The 17,924-nt window shown below is 37.0% G+C and carries 19 protein-coding genes; 3 read left to right on the top strand and 16 right to left on the bottom strand.

The features are described from left to right. The first annotated feature begins 169 nt into the window (after positions 1 to 169). The gene (locus AC2CGN_RS16310; RefSeq protein WP_283870940.1) at positions 170 to 322 is read left to right on the top strand and encodes a hypothetical protein; all 153 of its coding nucleotides are present in this window, start codon (positions 170 to 172) and stop codon (positions 320 to 322) included. 63 nt (positions 323 to 385) lie between these two features. Here the strand turns inward: AC2CGN_RS16310 and ssuE are convergent, their stop codons facing one another. From ssuE to AC2CGN_RS16285, 5 genes are all read right to left on the bottom strand, one after another. Beyond that, positions 386 to 919 (bottom strand): NADPH-dependent FMN reductase, encoded by a 534-nt coding sequence (gene ssuE / locus AC2CGN_RS16305; RefSeq protein ID WP_429980449.1) that lies wholly within the window; start codon positions 917 to 919, stop codon positions 386 to 388. A gap of 275 nt (positions 920 to 1,194) precedes the next feature. Next, positions 1,195 to 2,532 (bottom strand): dihydrolipoyl dehydrogenase, encoded by a 1,338-nt coding sequence (gene lpdA, locus AC2CGN_RS16300; RefSeq protein WP_429984453.1) that lies wholly within the window; start codon positions 2,530 to 2,532, stop codon positions 1,195 to 1,197. Between the two features lie 272 nt (positions 2,533 to 2,804). Then, complete coding sequence (locus AC2CGN_RS16295; protein WP_429986662.1) at positions 2,805 to 4,886, bottom strand: catalase; 2,082 nt, start codon at positions 4,884 to 4,886, stop codon at positions 2,805 to 2,807. A gap of 152 nt (positions 4,887 to 5,038) precedes the next feature. After that, positions 5,039 to 6,097 (bottom strand): acyl-CoA dehydrogenase family protein, encoded by a 1,059-nt coding sequence (locus AC2CGN_RS16290; protein ID WP_286925316.1) that lies wholly within the window; start codon positions 6,095 to 6,097, stop codon positions 5,039 to 5,041. 44 nt (positions 6,098 to 6,141) lie between these two features. Then, positions 6,142 to 6,660, bottom strand: a complete 519-nt coding sequence (locus AC2CGN_RS16285; protein ID WP_429980446.1) for a DUF4242 domain-containing protein — start codon at positions 6,658 to 6,660, stop codon at positions 6,142 to 6,144. A gap of 126 nt (positions 6,661 to 6,786) precedes the next feature. On the opposite strand from AC2CGN_RS16285, the gene AC2CGN_RS16280 reads away from it, so the two are divergent. After that, the gene (locus AC2CGN_RS16280) at positions 6,787 to 7,215 is read left to right on the top strand and encodes a winged helix-turn-helix transcriptional regulator (RefSeq protein ID WP_429980445.1); all 429 of its coding nucleotides are present in this window, start codon (positions 6,787 to 6,789) and stop codon (positions 7,213 to 7,215) included. A 72-nt stretch (positions 7,216 to 7,287) separates the two neighbouring features. Here the strand turns inward: AC2CGN_RS16280 and AC2CGN_RS16275 are convergent, their stop codons facing one another. The 7 genes from AC2CGN_RS16275 to AC2CGN_RS16245 all read right to left on the bottom strand — a co-directional run bounded on the left by AC2CGN_RS16275 (position 7,288) and on the right by AC2CGN_RS16245 (position 13,586). Continuing rightward, positions 7,288 to 8,043, bottom strand: a complete 756-nt coding sequence (locus tag AC2CGN_RS16275; RefSeq protein WP_484514940.1) for an ABC transporter permease — start codon at positions 8,041 to 8,043, stop codon at positions 7,288 to 7,290. A 12-nt stretch (positions 8,044 to 8,055) separates the two neighbouring features. Beyond that, a complete protein-coding gene (locus AC2CGN_RS16270; RefSeq protein ID WP_484514938.1) occupies positions 8,056 to 9,009 on the bottom strand; it encodes an ABC transporter substrate-binding protein in 954 nt (317 codons plus the stop codon). Positions 9,010 to 9,024: 15 nt separating this feature from the next. Next, a complete protein-coding gene (locus tag AC2CGN_RS16265; protein WP_484514936.1) occupies positions 9,025 to 9,795 on the bottom strand; it encodes an ABC transporter ATP-binding protein in 771 nt (256 codons plus the stop codon). A 178-nt stretch (positions 9,796 to 9,973) separates the two neighbouring features. After that, positions 9,974 to 10,549, bottom strand: a complete 576-nt coding sequence (locus AC2CGN_RS16260; protein WP_484514934.1) for an RloB family protein — start codon at positions 10,547 to 10,549, stop codon at positions 9,974 to 9,976. Further along, on the bottom strand, positions 10,546 to 11,823 hold the full coding sequence (locus AC2CGN_RS16255; RefSeq protein ID WP_429980441.1) for an AAA family ATPase: 1,278 nt from the start codon (positions 11,821 to 11,823) through the stop codon (positions 10,546 to 10,548). The genes AC2CGN_RS16260 and AC2CGN_RS16255 overlap by 4 nt, the downstream gene beginning before the upstream one ends. Before the next feature lie 154 nt (positions 11,824 to 11,977). Next, positions 11,978 to 12,904, bottom strand: coding sequence for an NAD-dependent epimerase/dehydratase family protein (locus AC2CGN_RS16250; RefSeq protein ID WP_429980440.1), 927 nt, complete (start codon positions 12,902 to 12,904; stop codon positions 11,978 to 11,980). Positions 12,905 to 13,058: 154 nt separating this feature from the next. Next, positions 13,059 to 13,586 (bottom strand): YceI family protein, encoded by a 528-nt coding sequence (locus AC2CGN_RS16245; protein ID WP_286925326.1) that lies wholly within the window; start codon positions 13,584 to 13,586, stop codon positions 13,059 to 13,061. Positions 13,587 to 13,871: 285 nt separating this feature from the next. Here AC2CGN_RS16245 and AC2CGN_RS16240 point away from each other — a divergent pair, with 285 nt between their 5' ends. After that, entirely contained in the window at positions 13,872 to 14,135 is a 264-nt protein-coding gene (locus tag AC2CGN_RS16240) for a hypothetical protein (protein ID WP_484514931.1), read from the top strand. A 230-nt stretch (positions 14,136 to 14,365) separates the two neighbouring features. On the opposite strand, the gene srtB is transcribed toward AC2CGN_RS16240, so the two are convergent. The 4 genes from srtB to isdE all read right to left on the bottom strand — a co-directional run bounded on the left by srtB (position 14,366) and on the right by isdE (position 17,899). Beyond that, positions 14,366 to 15,136 carry a class B sortase gene (srtB, locus tag AC2CGN_RS16235; RefSeq protein WP_484514929.1) on the bottom strand — a complete coding sequence of 257 codons (771 nt, stop codon included), beginning with the start codon at positions 15,134 to 15,136 and terminating at the stop codon, positions 14,366 to 14,368. A gap of 12 nt (positions 15,137 to 15,148) precedes the next feature. Beyond that, entirely contained in the window at positions 15,149 to 15,919 is a 771-nt protein-coding gene (locus tag AC2CGN_RS16230) for an ABC transporter ATP-binding protein (RefSeq protein WP_429980437.1), read from the bottom strand. A 6-nt stretch (positions 15,920 to 15,925) separates the two neighbouring features. Next, a complete protein-coding gene (locus AC2CGN_RS16225) occupies positions 15,926 to 16,891 on the bottom strand; it encodes a FecCD family ABC transporter permease (protein WP_484514927.1) in 966 nt (321 codons plus the stop codon). Between the two features lie 96 nt (positions 16,892 to 16,987). After that, positions 16,988 to 17,899, bottom strand: coding sequence for a heme ABC transporter substrate-binding protein IsdE (gene isdE, locus AC2CGN_RS16220; RefSeq protein ID WP_484515031.1), 912 nt, complete (start codon positions 17,897 to 17,899; stop codon positions 16,988 to 16,990). Positions 17,900 to 17,924: the final 25 nt, after the last annotated feature.

Below are 17,924 nucleotides of genomic sequence, written 5' to 3'. Positions count from 1 at the left end.
TTTCATTTCGAAACAAACTATCATTGTCTATACGATACAACATTGAGGACAAAAATTCCTCTTTCTAAAAAGGTGGTGTTAATGATTTGATGTGTGAGGATGTTTTACTTTTTTGATTTTTGGAAATATACAACTACATATTTGAAAATTGAAACGGGGGCGTAGATGAATGACAACAACAGGAACATGGTGGGAGTCAATTTTTTCAGGACCATTAGCACACGGTATTTGTGAAGAAAAAATATTGCTATTGCAAGATGAGGCTTTCTTATATCTCTCTACAACACCGACAGAGAAAGATGATGAGTCTGAAGTAAATTAAAAATGGCGCATTATAGGATTTATTTCCTATAATGCGCTATTTTTCGTACTTCATACATTTTCTTTAATTAACTATCACTAATTGCTGAATTTGCTTTAACTCTACATCTAATCGCTGAATAGCTTCTTCTTCAATTGCAAAGCCTCCATTTTCAAGTCGAATAATTTGTTGATCCAAAATATATACAGAATGTGCAATAGTTGTCGCCCCTAAAACTGATAAAATGGGTTTTAACGCATATTCTAATGCAAGTAAATGACCAATAGAGCCGCCCACAGCAATCGGCAAGATAAGCTTTCCACGCAATGCCTTTTGTGGTAACAAATCAATATACGTTTTTAAAATACCTGTATATGAAGCTTTATATATCGGTGTCAAAACTACAATGATGTCCGCCTCTTCTATTTGCTTATTTTCAGAAATAATAGCCTCACTTGTAAAATTGGCTGTTATCAAATCCTCTGCAGGTAATTCGTATATAAAATTATTATGGACAGCTATCCCCTGTGCTTTAAAATAGTTCTCTACTTTATCATGAATTGCCGTTAAACGAGAACTTTTCGAATTACTTCCATTAATAATTACTGCTTTTGTCACCCTGACCACTCCCCTTAATAATAATCTCCTAACATGTTGACTAAACTTTTCCTCTATATCGAATGGAAAATGACTCAAAAATAATAAAAAAGCCTCTATATTTACAAAGTGAAAATTCACTTTGTATTAGAAGCCTCTAGATGTCTAGTCAACTTAAATTAAAATACCTAGTAATCCTATAAATTTAATTTATCACAAAAACCTACAAAGTCAATAGGCTTTTTTAGCAAAAAAATCTACATTCATTATTTTTTAATGAATGTAGATTTTAAAAGTTATTGATGTATAGCTTTATCAAAAATACCTTTTGCTGCATCACCAATATGCTCGGATACGGTTGGATGCGGGAAAATCATTTTTGCAAGCGTATGTGCAGTACCACCAGCATTTTTCGTTGCTAAAATTGAGTTTAGTATTTCTGTTGCCCCATCAGCGACTACACATGCACCTAAAATATGTCCTTCTTTTTTTGTAGCAATAAGCTTCACAAAGCCCTCTGTATTTCCCTCCATTAGTGCCTTAGAATTGGAGTGAACAGGTATTTTTATAACCGTACATGGCACCTTCACTTGATTTTCTAATAAACCAAATGTCGCGATTTCAGGATGTGTATAAACACAACGAGGAATAGCATCTTGGTCAATGAATAACGGTTTATTCCCTAAAATATGGTCGATTACATGAATACCCTCTGCACTAGCTGAATGAGCTAGCTGATAGCCACCAACTAAATCACCTATTGCGTAAATATGTGGCTGACTTGTTTCTAGGTGCTCATTAACAGCAATTAAACGGCCATCAAATGCTAGTTCCAATTGCTGAGCTATTTCTGTATTTGGACGTCGACCTGTCGCAAATAAAAGATTTTCATATGTATAAATTCCTTTAGATGTATGAATTTCATTGTTTTCAAAATGGTTAAATTGGAAATCCGTGACAAGCTCAATACCAAGCTTTTTCATTTTTTGTCGAATTAGAGGTCTTGCGTCTGGCTCTTCTGTCTGTAAAATATCCTCACTATGATTCAGCATTGTTACCTTTGTTCCAAGTGGCGCTAAGCTAAATGCCATTTCTACTGCAATAACACCTCCACCAATAATAGTTAACTGTTTTGGTAGCTCATCAATACTAAAAAAAGTATCTGTCGTATAGTAATTAGCTGACTCTAGACCTTTGAATGGTGGTACAAATGGTTTGCTTCCTGTCGCTAAAATAATATCCGTCGCAGTAAAGATTGCTTTTCCGACAGTTACGGTCATATCCTTAGCAACTGAAGCTTCACCGCGATAAAATGTAATATGATTGCTTAAAATATAACCCTCAATATTTGCTAAAAGTTCTTCAATCAAGGAGTCCTTTCGCTGCATTAACCGTGGAAAATTCACATTTACCTCAGATGTTTCAATTCCCCAGTCATTACCACGTTTTATTTCCTGCACAAGCTTACTATGCTCCAGCAAAATCTTTGAAGGGATACATCCAACATTGTAACAGGCCCCTCCTACTTTATGACGTTCCACTAAAGCAACTTTCTTGCCACTTTTAGCTGCATAAATAGCTGCCACATAGCCACCAGGACCTGCGCCAATAATTGCAATATCAAATTTTTCCATAAATTTCACCTCATGTACCACCATATCACTTACAAAATTTGAATGCAACGGCATATCATTCGCAGTTGGAACTGTAAGGATAGACGAATTTTTACTGGCGATCAAAGAGTGAGGAATAGGAAAAGTAGTAGTAAAAAAAGTCCCTCATCTCCTCGCTTGAACATGAGAGACTTATTAGGAGATAATCGAAAAAAGAAACATGCAAATATGGTTTACTCGACTTTTCGTTCATGAATTGAATAAATCAGTTCTTGTAGATTAATCTCGATAGGTTAATAAATATTGCGCTGCCAAAAACGTTGCTGGGCAATGGCATCTACATATTTTTTAGCAAAATCTTTATTACCTGTTGCCAGCACAATCCCTGGTCCTACATTTGCATTAGACATATTAAAAAATGTTGTTCCCGTTGTAGCAATACCAATTGGCTTATAATGTCGATATGATTCGTTCATGTAGTTTACAATATGTGTATTGAACTTTGCCTGATTATTTGCCTTTACACCTACAACGTATAATGAATCAAATAATACTGCATCGGTTGTAATAAATGTTTCACTTGCGGTTAATTGTACACCATTACTACTAGTCACTACCCCTAGCCTATCTGAAATAATACTATATCGCACGCCTTGTCTCGTTAAATACTTCAGCACTTCTCCCACCTCATTAGCATCAAAACCATCACCAATTAGTACTCCAACCTTTAGTGTTTGAGGTACTTTTATCGTATTTGCTTGGCTCAGTGCTGGGGAAGATGCTGTAACATTGATTTGTTCACCGGTTGGTCGATTGACACCAACATTATCCGCTATTGTCGTTGCCATCGCTTTATCCACTCGAACAAACATATCGACGACCTGCTGACGTACGGATTTACTTTTTACTTTTCCTACTTCAAAGCTAAAGGCTTCAATAATATGCTGCTTTTCAGGAAGCGACATACTATTCCAGAATAACCTTGCCTGTGAAAAGTGATCATTAAAGGATTTACTTCGCGCTCGCGTAATACGACCTTCTACCTTTTCCTCATAGTGGACATAGCCACCCTCCTTTGCAGTAGATGTTGAAGGAGTATTATTTGCCAAAGAGTTTTTATGATAGCTGACCCTTCCTAAATTGATGGTTTGTCGACTAAAGCCATTACGTTGATTGTTGTGAATTGGGCAAACTGGTCGATTAATCGGTATTTCTGCAAAGTTAGGTCCACCTAGGCGTATGAGCTGTGTATCTAAATAAGAAAATAGACGCCCCTGTAAAAGTGGATCATTGGTAAAATCTATACCTGGTACTACATTTCCTGGATGGAAGGCAACCTGTTCTGTTTCAGCAAAAACATTATCCACATTACGATTCAAGGTCATTTTGCCAATTTTTTTCACAGGCACTATTTCTTCAGGCCAAAGCTTTGTTGCATCTAAAATATCAAAATCAAATTTAAATTCATCCTCTGGCTCAAGCATCTGCACGCCAAGCTCAAATTCAGGGTAATCGCCAATTTCAATTGCCTCCCATAAATCACGTCGTTGAAAATCTGAATCCTTCCCACCGATAATTTGTGCCTCATCCCAAACCAATGAATGAACACCTAGCACAGGCTTCCAATGAAACTTCACAAATCTTGATTTCCCTTTTTCATTGACGAAACGAAATGCATGAACACCGAAGCCCTCCATCATCCGAAAGCTTCTAGGTATTGCTCGATCTGACATAACCCACATAACCATATGTGCGATTTCTTGATTATTCGCAACAAAGTCCCAAAATGTATCATGTGCAGAGGCAGCTTGGGGCATATCATTATGAGGCTCTGGTTTTACTGCATGAATTAAATCAGGAAACTTAATAGCATCTTGAATAAAAAAGACAGGGATATTATTGCCAACTAAATCATAATTGCCTTCGTCTGTATAAAACTTTGTAGCAAACCCACGCACATCTCGAGCTGTATCCATTGAGCCTAGACTTCCAACGACCGTGGAGAACCTAACAAACACAGGCGTTTTCTTGCTAGTATCCTGTAAAAAGTTAGCTCTCGTATATTCTTTCATCGACTCGTACAATTCAAATACACCGTGAGCGGCAAAGCCTCTCGCATGGACAACACGCTCTGGGATACGCTCATGATCAAAATGGGTTATTTTTTCTCTAAGATGAAAATCCTCCATTATTGTTGGGCCACGTACCCCGGCTTTCAACGAATCCTCATCATTTGAAACTTTAAGTCCCTGATTTGTCGTCATCTTTGTTCCTTTATTATCGACACGAAATTGCTCTAGCTGCTGATCCTTTGCATTCTCCTCCAAATCTTTGCGTTGATTCGACTTAGATTTATCCACACAATCCCCTTTCATTTCCATACTCATAATTCTCAATATACACTATATGTCTGGCTGGAATAAACATGCTTTCAATTGCATTCCACAAAGAATGACAAAGCACGGGCCTTTCTTATCAAATGCAAGAAAACCTTGATTGGCCATATGCCTCTCAAGGTTTCCCATTGTTAGTCTGCGATCTTTAAAACTTTTGTCATTTTCTCAAGCTGTCTGACTGTTGGTGTTAAATTAGCGAAGAAATAGGCCTCTCGAAGCTTGCGTGAAGGTGTACTACCCACGATATAACCAGCAGATCCATTATGCAGCATATTTGCTTGTACTGCCGCCAATGTGGTATAGACTGTCTGTAAGCGAAGCTGACAAATTTCATATAAATCCATTCCACCTGCTAGCACGTTTGATTGTAAAATTTCTTGTAATTGCTGAAGCTCTTTTGCAAGTTCATCCGCCTGAACCTGTAAATATTCATTACAGCCATTCTGCTTTGCTTTCACTTTTTCAATTCCTTCAATGCATGCCTCCATCACACCAAAGCCTAGTGGTATTTGATACAAGACAAATGTTGGTCGAATCGTATCAACAAATAAACTTGCATCATGTGCTATTACATATTCATCAGCTACAAAGACTTGATCAAATTTACAGCTATAAGTGGCACTACCATTTACCCCTAAGAAATGAACTTTTTCTTTCAGGGTAATTGCTGAATTATTTGTATTGACGAATAGCATTACTTCTTTTCCTTCATAACAGGCAATGGCTCCAAACCAATGATTATCAGCCAAGTTGGAAACGGCAGGTAATACACCGTTTAAAACATAGCCACCATCAACACGTTCAGCTGATAAATGAAGCTTTTCTAGACCTGCATAAAACTTCATAGGATTCGATAAACCTGTGGCTCCAAGCAGCTCTCCACCTTCAAGTAAAGGTAATACTGCTGCACGTAATTCAAAATTGCTCGTTTTACGAATATATGTTAATGCAGCAAGGTGGCACCATAGGCAGAATGCAGTTGTCATACAGACCTTTGCCGTTTCTTGTACAATTGTTAGCTCATCTAGAAGTGTACTTTGTTCATCCTTATGTGTTGATTGGAAAAAACCTGCTTTTCCAAGGGCAAATAAATATTCCTCTGCATAATAAGCTTCCTCATCAATCTTTTTTACCAACGGTTTTAACTTTTCATCGATTAAAGCCTGTAAAACTACCGCCTCTTCTGCCATGGCTTCCACTCCTATCCTTCACTTATTCTGCTATTTTCTTACTTTTACTTATCTGCTAATTCTGTTAACGATGTAATTGGTGTTTGTACAGCCTCCCGAGCTCGTTTTACTGCCGCTTCATCTGGTGCATCATAGAAGCATAAGCATTTCGACATATCCTCACAAACATAAGTACGTGAAAAATGTACTTCTGGTACTTCTTCGTAGTGAACTGAATTTTTCTTTTTTCGTGCTAAGTATTGATCCATTGTAATCTCCGCAGGAATTTCCCACTCCACTAAGTAATTCACTACTTCTTGATTTTTCTTTACATCTTCAAGCTCTTTACCGACAAGACGTACTTCCTTCACTAAATCAGCTTGTACATGCTGAGCTGTTAATGCCGCACTTGCTTGTGCTTCTTCATTAGCTTCTACAATGAAGTAAGCGCGGCTGAAATCTTTAGCTACCTGCACCTCAATCACTGTTACATCTTGTGAGTGACTAATGCGCTCCACTAATGCTGAAAATTGTTCTTTGTTTGTAATTTCATTTACTGTTGATTCTACCAAATATAAACTCATAGTAAATACCTCCGAATAGTTAGTTTTTTCGTTATGTGAGTTATTTTATTATACTTACTTAATAAAAACAACTGAATTTACTAAAAATTATATTTTGTGCTACACTACTGCATGGAGGGAAATTGAATGAAAACACGTTATGACTTACCATGCAATATTGCACAAACTTTAAATATTATCGGTGATCGCTGGACTTTACTCATTTTGCACGAGCTTCTAATTGGGCAATCAAATTTTAATGATATTAAATTAAATTTGCCAGGGCTTTCAGCGAATCTCTTATCTGCACGCTTAAAATCATTGGAGGAGGCTGGATTAGTAGCATCAACCCTTTACTCAGCACATCCACCTCGCTATGCCTATTCACTAACAGATGCAGGTAAGGCATTGGAGCCAATATTTAACGCCATGATTTTATGGGGTAGTGAACATTTAGACCAGTGTTACAAGGAAATTGTTGATGCGAAGACAGGAGAACGTGTAGAGATTGGCTATTATGCAAAAAATACGGGTGAACGTATTGATACCATTCAAATACGCCCCATTGCAAAATAGCTAATTGAATCACTTTTAGCTCCTACATAGCCATGAATTCTGCCATACCTCGGCAGAATTCTAGCAGCTATCCTATGCTCCCTGTCCTCCCCAGATTTTTGTCACCCAATTTTCAAAATAGCGGATGGCTTTGTCTAAAAGTAAGCCTAGTAGACCAATCACAATAATAGCTGCCATGACTAAATCCAAACTAAGTGAATTTCGTGCATCCACTATTAAAAATCCAAGACCAGATTGTGCACCTACCATTTCACCCGCCACGAGGAATATCCATGCACTACCTAAAGCCATGTGCAAGCCATTTGCAATCATTGGAAAGGCAGCTGGAAAAACTATTTTTTTCAATAAATGGAACTGAGACATTTCAAAATTTGCTGCAACTCGTAGATAAACATTATCCACTTTTTTCACTGCTGACACGGTAGATAGTAGTACAGGAAAAAACGCAGCAATAAAAATAATTACAATAGCTGGCATATTCCCAATGCCAAACCACAAGACAATAAATGGTGACCATGCAATTGGTGAAACAGGGCGTAGTACTTGCACAATTGGATCTAAAACAGACCAAACCTTCGTCCACCTACCTAGGAAAAGTCCCAAAATAACTGCTACTAGCACTGCTAAAAAATAACCACTAAAAAATCGAAATAGACTAATTTGTATATGCTCAAAAATAGTGCCATCCTTGATGATTTCATATAAAGCTGTCAAAACATCTAATGGCGGAGGAAATAAAGCGGCATCATGTCCCCCAATTACTGTGACTAGTTGCCAGATACAAAGTAATAGTATTAATCCAAGTAAAATAGGTCCTATTTTTTTCATTCAACTATCACCCTACTTTTCTTCAATTAATGAAGAATCTATAAATTCATCATATGTCGGTGGATTTTCAGATAAGCCCATTTCTATTAGTGAATCTCTTAAAATCTTATAGGCATCTTTTTCAATTTTTAAATTATTATAAGAGATCCAATTCAACGATAAATCTAACACTTCTTTATCCACTTTTATATACTTCGCCACTACCTCATGAGCATGGTCATCATTGGTATTCATCAGTTCACCTGCAGCCGCATAATCCTTTACAAATTGGTTAGCAATATCTTTGTGTTTCTCAATAAATGCATTTCGTAATACTAATCCACAGTCAATAGAGTTTGGCCAGATATCTTCAGACTGGAATAATACCTTTCCTTTTTCAAGTGATACAGAAATCGCACCAAATGGCTCTGCAACCACATATCCTGCAATTCGTCCTTCCGCTAAAGCAGCTGGCATTTCCGCTGGAGGAAGCTCCACAACATCCACATCCTGATAATTTATCCCCGCGTCCTGAAGCATTCGATACAATAAAATATTATGTGTGGAGTACTTATTTGGGATAGCAAAGCTTTTCCCCTTTAAATCTTCAACCTTTTGTACATTTGGTGCTACTACAACTACATTACCGTCGCGATGACCTAGTGCCACAGCCTTTAAATCGATTCCTTGTTCTTTTGCCTTCATTGCAAGCTGAATTAGCACGGATGCTCCATCTATTTTTCCTGTATTTAATGCATCCATTAGCTCTGGCCAAGACCCAAATTTCACCAATTCAATAGCATAGCCCTCGTATTCTTTGTCTGTTTGCATATATAATGGTGCCGCATGAGTAATAGGCAGGTAGCCAATTTTAATGATTTTTTTATCATCTACAGTGTTTGAACTGCTATTCTCTTCACTTTTTCCACAAGCTGATAAAATCAGTAATAAAGTCAATATCAAAAACAACGATAAATATTTCTTCATCAATTTTCCTCCGTATTAAATGTTGTATTCAATCGTGTCCTGCGTTTGTGTAAAATGGAATTCATTAAAAATAACTTCTCGGAAATGTTGGAATTCCGAATCTGCCCGATCTCTAGGCTTGGTACTTCGTATATGTAATTCACGGTGTATACGCCCAGGGTTGGGACTCATGATAAATATTCGATCTGCCAAATAAATTGCTTCATCAATATCATGTGTTACCAATAAAATCGTTGTTCGCTCCTCCTTTTGAATGGCAAGAAGCTCATCCTGCAAATAATAACGAGTAAATGTGTCAAGCGCTGCAAATGGTTCATCCATCAAAATTACTTCAGGGTGTATCGCCAGTGCACGAGCAATTGCTACACGCTGCTGCATTCCTCCTGATAATTCACTCGGTAATGCCGAAAGACGATCTTCTAAACCTACAAGCTTGAGATAGTGTTGGGCACGCTGCTGACGCTCTATCTTGGACAATTCCTCCCCTTCTAAAGCCAATTCCACATTTTTTTGGACAGATCGCCAAGGAAGTAACCCATAATTTTGCATCAGCATAATGCAACGTTTACTTGCCTTAGTTACGATATGATTATCTAGCAAGACTTGTCCTGCTGTTGGTTGTTCAAAGCCTCCAACTAAATTTAAAAGTGTACTTTTACCACAACCACTTTTACCTAAAATGGCGATTATTTCACCCTTTTGAATATCCAATGAAATTTGATTTAGTACTTCTTGTTCGATAAATTTTTTACTTACCTGCTGGATGGAAATTAACGGTGCTGTCATTTGAATCTTGTCACCTCGTTTTATTCTTATAATTTTACTAGGTTTAATATGTTTTAAGTTATTTTATTATACTTAGTCCAAAATTACAACCTAATTTTATGAAAAAAAATTGTATTCAGATAATTTACTACTTGAGAACAATAAAAAGCAGATTTTGAAGAAAATCTGCCTTTCTACTTTAAAATATGTATTTTATCATTTCATGTATATTGCAATATGGATTATCACGACTTTGTGTTTCCCGAAATGCCATCATATCTGAACAATTTTTTATCGCAACCTCATGACGCAATGCGATGGGTGCAATAACTGATTCGTCCGCCTTATGACGAAAATAGCGAGAGACACCTAGGTGCTGCTCCATTTTGTCATTTAATACAGCACGAGGATACTTTTCTGAAATATCGACCTCCTCAAAATGCAAGAGTAGCCATAGTTCAAATGCTTCATTTGTATAAGCGATGTGAATCTTTTTCTCCTCACAAAAGGCATTGACTTCCTCTAATTGTCTTTCCGTTAAATCATCCTTATCAAATACAATCCACACCTCATCAAAATATTGATAACTAGAATCTCGATAGGCATGCTGGGCTAGCTTAATTGCTGAACGCTTAACATTTTTTATTTTGACACTTACCATCTTAGAGCGCTTTAAAATACGCATTTGCTCAAAATAAATGCGCTCTGTTTCACCTTCACAATAAATTAAAATGGTTTTGCGCAGTGTTCGATTTCCTTGTTGACGTACTCTCACTGCTCAGATACCTCCACTTCACCTAAATATTGATCTGATAAATATTCATTAATAACTGGTGTCGCACCAAACTCCCCTTTTAAATAGCGCTTTGCATAGGAAATATCTCCACGCTTCTTCTGCAAATCCGCAAAATCAAATAAGGAGTATAGTTCTGATTCATTTTTAAAGCTTTTATTGACAAACCAAATTTGATCAGAACGGAGTGGCTGGTCTAGTAAATCAATTTCATGGCTAGTGACAACAAATTGATTGCAGACATTTCTCTTGCTGTTCATGATAGCCATTAAAAATTCGCAAATGGATACATGAAAGGCTGTATCAAATTCATCGATAAAAATAGTCTTTCCTTTATTATATGCATCGACCATAACACACGCTAAATGTAGCATTCGAACAGTTCCCTTAGAATCCATCGTCCAATTAATCGTCTCTGTTCCAATTGGCGCACCTGCTTCATCAAACGATAAATAGTGCAAATCAATATCAACCTCTTGGATAACTTCGGGTGAGTCAAATTCATAGCCTATAGTATTTTTCTCTCTACGTTCAACCCGTCTAGCTGTTACATCCTGAATAGAAAAATCAGCAATTTTTAGTAGCTTAATTACCTCTCTCTTAAATGGCTCCTCTTCAAGTTTACGAATAAGAGGGTGACTTGATAACCGATTTGCCTCATCTAAGAACAGAATTTTATGTAAAAACCAATCAAATATTTTCGTCGCATCCGGATCATTAAATACATTTAAGACAGACAAAAAAGCGGTATTATTCCTCGTATATTTTGTCAATTCAAGAGCAGTGTGTTGAGCCGTTTCATATGAATATTCTGTCCCATCCCACTGTCTACTAAAGAGCTGCTCCTTTGTGGACTTCGTTGTCTTCGTGAGACTCTCATAAAGCACCTGTGTAGCATTATACTGTACCTCATAATCATATAGAATCCCATCTAATAATAATGAAATCATAAATTCAGTTGGCTGCTCTTGCTGTCCCCCGAGCTTAAATGGTTGGTAGGGCAAGCGAAGTTGTTTAACATTATTAAGGTTTTCAAAATTAAACAATAATGTACGCAACACTTTAATAGCTGTAAACAAATTTGATTTTCCACTGCCATTTGGTCCGAAAATAAAGGCACTTTTTACAAGTCGAAAGGCGTCCAGCTGAATAGTATGTGAGTCCTTTAATTTTCGAATGCGGCTTCCCGCTACCATTGAAAATAGTGTTTCATCTTTATAACTTAAACAATTTTTCACTCTAAAATCTACAAGCATGTGTAAGCCCCCGTTCAATTCCACAACATTCCTTTAAAAGATTATTATACTATAGACGTGAAAAGCTATAAAAGGTGAAACATCGCTTCCATGTTTAATAAAAAATTGTAGACAAATAGAGCATGCAATTTTGTCTACAATCATCTCGAAATATTTAAATTTCAATGATCTTTTCATTTTGGATTGCTAGCAATGTACGCTCTATTCCCTCTGCAAAGGATATCTTAGGCTTCCATCCTATTGCATTTGCAAGCTTTTCATTGTTTAAAAATGAGTGCTCGATATCACCTTCTCTTGCAGGAGCATATTGTATTTCTAATGGATGGTTTAAATGCTGTAGTAATAAAATTACTTGATGAATTGACCATGCCTCATTCGTTGATACATTATAAATTCCTTGTAATTTCGCTTGAACACCAGCATAAATTGCATCTGCAATATCATCCACATAAATGAAATCACGTGTCTGTTCCCCATCTCCATAAATCGTAAAGGGTTTTCCTTCCATACTGCTTTTTAGCATACTAGGAATAACAGCCACTTCTCCCTGCATATATTGCCTTGGACCAAATACATTCGCAAATCTGTAAATTAAAGTTGGTAAGCCATAATCCTTTTGCCATTTTTCGCAATATGTTTCCCCAATGCTTTTATTTAGCCCATACATAGAAATGGGTTCACTCATATCTGTTTCTTCTAGTGGCGGATAATGACTATCTCCATAAACAGCCGCTGACGAAGCAAAAACAAAATGCTTTACCTTATATTTTGACGATAAGAAAAGCATCTGACTAAGCCCGATAATGTTCGTCAATATATCCTTCACTGGTTCTTGCATTGATTTTTGAACACTCGTTTGCGCTGCACAATGCACAACAACATCAAATGCAATTTCCTTAAAAAAATGCTCACACACCTCATCTTCTACATTCAAAAGATAGGATTTATGTTCAAATTCGACATTGCGTAAATGACCAGTGCTTAAATTATCAATGATATATATATTTGCACCTTCATCATGAAATCGCCTCGCCACAGCACTACCGATAAAACCATAGCCACCCGTCACTAACACATTCATCCCATCGCCCCCAAAAACAATATGGTGTTTTATATGCAATTATTGCTAAAAATATGCAAGCAACTTATTTATGGATTATTTTATTTATAGATTTGGGGAACATTGAATCAAAAAAACTGTGTCCAAGTATACTACTCAGACACAGTTTATAAAATTATGCGGGATTAACTTCTAATTCAACTGTCACTTTAATATCTTTACCAACTAGCACACCACCTGTTTCCAATGCAGCATTCCAAGTAAGACCAAATTCCTCACGATTAATTGTTGTTTCAGCTTCAAAACCATAGACTTCTTGGCCCCATGGATTTGTCCCTTTTCCATTAAATTCAGTTTCGAAAGTTACCGGTTTTGTTACATCTTTAATTGTTAAATCACCAGTAAGTGCGTATTGATCAGCTGATTTTTTAGTAATATTTGTTGATTTAAATGTAATCGTTGGATATGTTTCTGTATCAAAGAAATCTGCCGCTTTTAAGTGATTGTCACGATCTTCACTTCGTGTATTAATACTTGTTGCATCAATTGTGAAGCTAATGTTTGCTGTTGTTAAATCTGAAAGATCTGCTGCTTCAATATCTGCTGTATAACTATCAAATACACCTTTTACTTTTGATACCATCATGTGCTTTACTTGAAAATTAATTGCTGAATGTCCTAAATCGATATTCCATTTTGCCATTTTAAATTTCCTCCAATTGAATTATTATTTATCTCGATTTCGAGATATAAGTTAAAATATGAAGCAACTACATTAATTATGTTACCCAAGAAAATATGGATTAAACATTGTAGTTACCTTATTTATACATCCTATATTATATAGTTACTAAAAGTAATCAATTACTTTATGTAACCTACTATATATTAATAAATAATTTACGTCAAGTAATTATTTTAATTTTTTCTAATACAACATGAATGGTAAAGTTTTTATTAATTGCGTAATGGAGGTTTCCTACGCTGGGTGAATTTCAGTAGCTCGAGTGGTTTTGTTTGGGACCTGAGCAGATTTCTATGGGACCCGAGCGATTTCGGGCTCGACCTGAGCGGCTTTCTCTGGGACCCGAGCGATTTCGGGCTCGACCTGAGCGGCTTTCTCTGGGACCCGAGCGATTTCGGGCTCGACCTGAGCGACTTTCTCTGGGACCCGAGCGATTTCGGGCTCGACCTGAGCGGATTTCACTGGGACCTGAGCGATTTCGGGCTCGACCTGAGCAGGTTTCTTTGAGTCCCGAGCGATTTCGGGCTCGACCTGTGCGGCTTTCTCTTGGACCCGAGCGATTTCGGGCTCGACCTGAGCGGGTTTCACTGGGACCTGAGCGATTTCGGGCTCGATCTGAGCGATTTTCCTCGTGACCCGAGCAATTTTATCTCAACCTGGGCATTTTTCTTATTTCTAAAGTATTTCGTCAAACAAAAAGAAGCTTCCCCCATTTAAATTGAGAAAACTTCTATCTATCAGCGTTTTACTAATTTACCTTGAACAACAAAACGATGATCATCACTTAAGACAGCATCTTTACATGTAGACAAAGTTAGTATTTTATCTTCTGGGCCAACATCTACATTCATATTAATGACAGATCGTGCTTGAATATCGTGTAAAAATGTTTGAAAAGACTCATCGCTATCAAATTCTGTTTCAATATAATAAAAATCAATGGTTGTCTCATAAGCAGCGAAGACTTCAATATCGTATCCTTCATATAGTGTGTCTAAGTAAATAATAGGATATTGATCTGCATAGTCCTGCTTTAAATAATTTTTGAGACTGCCAAACATTGTGTCATTCTTCATTGCATGACCATACAAAATAGTATTTCGATTGATAGCCTGTACATCATTGCGGTAATCCATAAAGACACTCCCCGCACGGCTTTCTCTATCTTTAAAATTATGATTTAAATAAAAATCATTGTTGTTACTTTGAAGAATGGGGTTATTTAACTTTGTACCATCGATAGAAATCCATCCAACGATATTTTTATTGACAGCAAGCAAATCATCAAATTGTGGTCGAATAGTATAGGGCGATAGAGGCTCCACAGTCTTTTCTTCTTTAGATACTTTATCATGAGCAGCCAATGAAGATTCATAAATCGTTTGTACTTCCTCCAGAGATTTAGAGGTTTCATAATACGTGTATAAATACTTTGCTAAAGAAAATCCTGAAAATAGAAATATAGCTAAATATACAATTGTTAATAACTTAGAAGTCCATTTTTTCATGCTGTCACCTACTTAAATACCAAGGGGAACCATGTAGAATCCTAGCTGCTTATCCTCGTGAAAAATCGACTCGACCCCATACACCTCTTTAATAACTTCCCTTGTAATGACCTCTCTTGGTGCTCCCTCAGCTACTATTTGTCCTGCCTTCATCAAGATAATTTGGTCGCTATAACGAATTGCCTGATTAATATCATGAAGGACCATAACAATTGTGAAGCCATGTTCCTTATTTAATGCTTTTACAAGCTCTAATAATTCAATTTGATAGAAAATATCTAAATAGGTTGTTGGTTCATCCAAACATAATATTTCAGATTGCTGCGCTAAAGCCATGGCAATCCATACGCGCTGACGTTCTCCACCTGATAGAGCCTCTAAATCGGTATTGCGTTTTTCAAGTAAATTTGTACAAGCTAGTGCCCATTCAATAGCTTTAGCATCCTCCTCGTGATTTCTTTTCAGTATTGTTTGATATGGAAGACGTCCAAAGCTTACTAATTTTTCAATCGTTAAATCCTTTGGAATTTCATTTTGCTGATAAACAATGGCTAATTTTTTAGCAAACTCTTTTGATTTGTAATGCAGCAAATCCTTGTTTTCTAATGACACATTCCCTGACTTTGGCGTATTATTGCGTGATAAAACACTTAATAATGTTGATTTTCCGCAGCCATTAGGACCTATAATCGTCGTGATTTTTCCCTTTTGAATCATTGTTGATACACCATCTAAATGATTTCGAGTATTATCATGCGATACGATAATATTTTGTATGTCCATGTTTCGTCACTCTTTTCGTAATAGGAATATTAAGAACGGCCCACCGATAATTGCCATAATGGTTGAAGCTGGTACTTCAATAGGAGCTACTATTGTACGCCCAATCGTATCAGCCACTAATATCAGTAATGCTCCAGCTAATGCTGTAAAGGGAATCAGCACTTTATGATCATGTCCAACTAAACGACGAGCAATATGTGGCACTAACAAACCAACAAATGAAATAACGCCCGCTACGACAACAGAAACAGCCGATAGTAATACTGCTACAGCAGCAATGATCAGTCGAGCACGTGCAACAGGAAAGCCTAAGCTTTTCGCTGTTTTATCTTGTAAGACAAGGAGATTACACCAACTAAACAACGCGAAAGCTGCTATTAATCCCACAGTACCATATGTAACAATTGTCGAAACATCTTTCCATGTACGCATCGTTAGGTTAGAGCCAATAACACCTGAGACTGATGTATTTAAAGAGCCACCTAGACTTATAAATGCCTCTGTCAGTCCTGTAAACATAGCATTAATCGCAATCCCAACTAAAATGAGTTTTAAAGGACTTAACCCAGACTTCCATGACAGCGCAAATACGAGTGCACAGGCAAATGCCCCACCTATAAAGGCTAATACAGGCGTCATGAAAAATAATGCGGGAAAGAAGGAAATTATAAAGAGCTGTACAAACGCTGCTCCTGAAGATATACCGATAACGCCGGCATCTGCTAATGGATTACGCATCACAGATTGTAACAGGACCCCTGAAACAGATAATGCCGCTCCGGCAAACAGGGCAACGATAATGCGTGGAAATCGCAAATCACGGATTGCTTCCATTTGATTATTTCCATCCTCAAACAATGCTGCAATAAATTCGAAAAAGCCCATCTTAATGCTACCTGTTGTCGCTGCATAAACTGCTGAGACAAGTAATAATACAATTACAATTGAAAAACTAACTATTTTTTTTGTCATATTGGACTTCCTTTATCATTTCAAATTCCATCATTTTATAAGAAAAGCGCTCTATGACAAGACTATGCTTGTGATACGAGCGACATTTCCAGATTGCTATTCTCGATAGAAAATTTCCATCAGTTGTCCTAAAGCTTGTGGTACTTGTAAGGAGGCTGTAGTGCCAAATAATTCCTCCTCCAAATCGTAAACCTTGCCATTTTTAACTGCTTTAAAATGCTTCCAAATATCATTTGTTTTAAATTCCTCATCAAACATTTTTACTACTTCGTCAGGCATACCGTGAGATAAACGTAAAATAATGTCAGGATTACTGTTATGGAGATACTCAGTATTTGATGCTAAGTATTCAGCTTCCTGTCCTTCCATCACATTGATACCACCAGCACGTTTCACCAGATCACCCGCATAAGAATTTTCTGTTGCCACTAAATAACTACCTGGAATTCCAAGTAAAATGAGGACGCGAGGTCCCTCTTTATTGCCAGCTACATTTTGAACAGCCTCAATATTTTTTTGGAGTTCCTTCACTAATTCTTCAGCTTGTGCTTCGCGTTTATAGCGTTCTCCTAGTTTTTGAATCTCAGAAAGCATCGCATCTACACTTTGAAAGTTTAAAAAATTGACTGGAATATTTAATTGCTTGAATTTATCTTGTAAATCATACTCTAACGTAGATACTGATAACACATCTGTCGGGTTTAATGATTTCACAATTTCCATATCCGGTTCCATTGCATTACCGATAGTTGGTAGTCCTTCAAAACGTTTTGCTAATTTTTTCTCCGTTTCTGGTACTGCTATAGCGTCCAACCCAAGCTTATCCATAATTTCTGCAATAACAACAGTACCAGCGATGATACGCTGTTCAGCCTTCTCAGTAGCCTCTGCAGAAACTTGCTCTTTTTCACTCGAATCTCCCTTATTTTCTTGATTACTGCTATCATTACAGCCAACAACTAGTAATAACAATGACATCAAAGCTGCCATTAACAGCAACCATTTCAGTTTCTTTTGCATACTGTCATCTCCT

This window comes from Lysinibacillus sp. DFXJR4 (assembly GCF_057196045.1).
The sequence above is the reverse complement of the archived record's forward strand: the minus strand, read 5'-3'. Positions and strand labels throughout refer to the sequence as shown.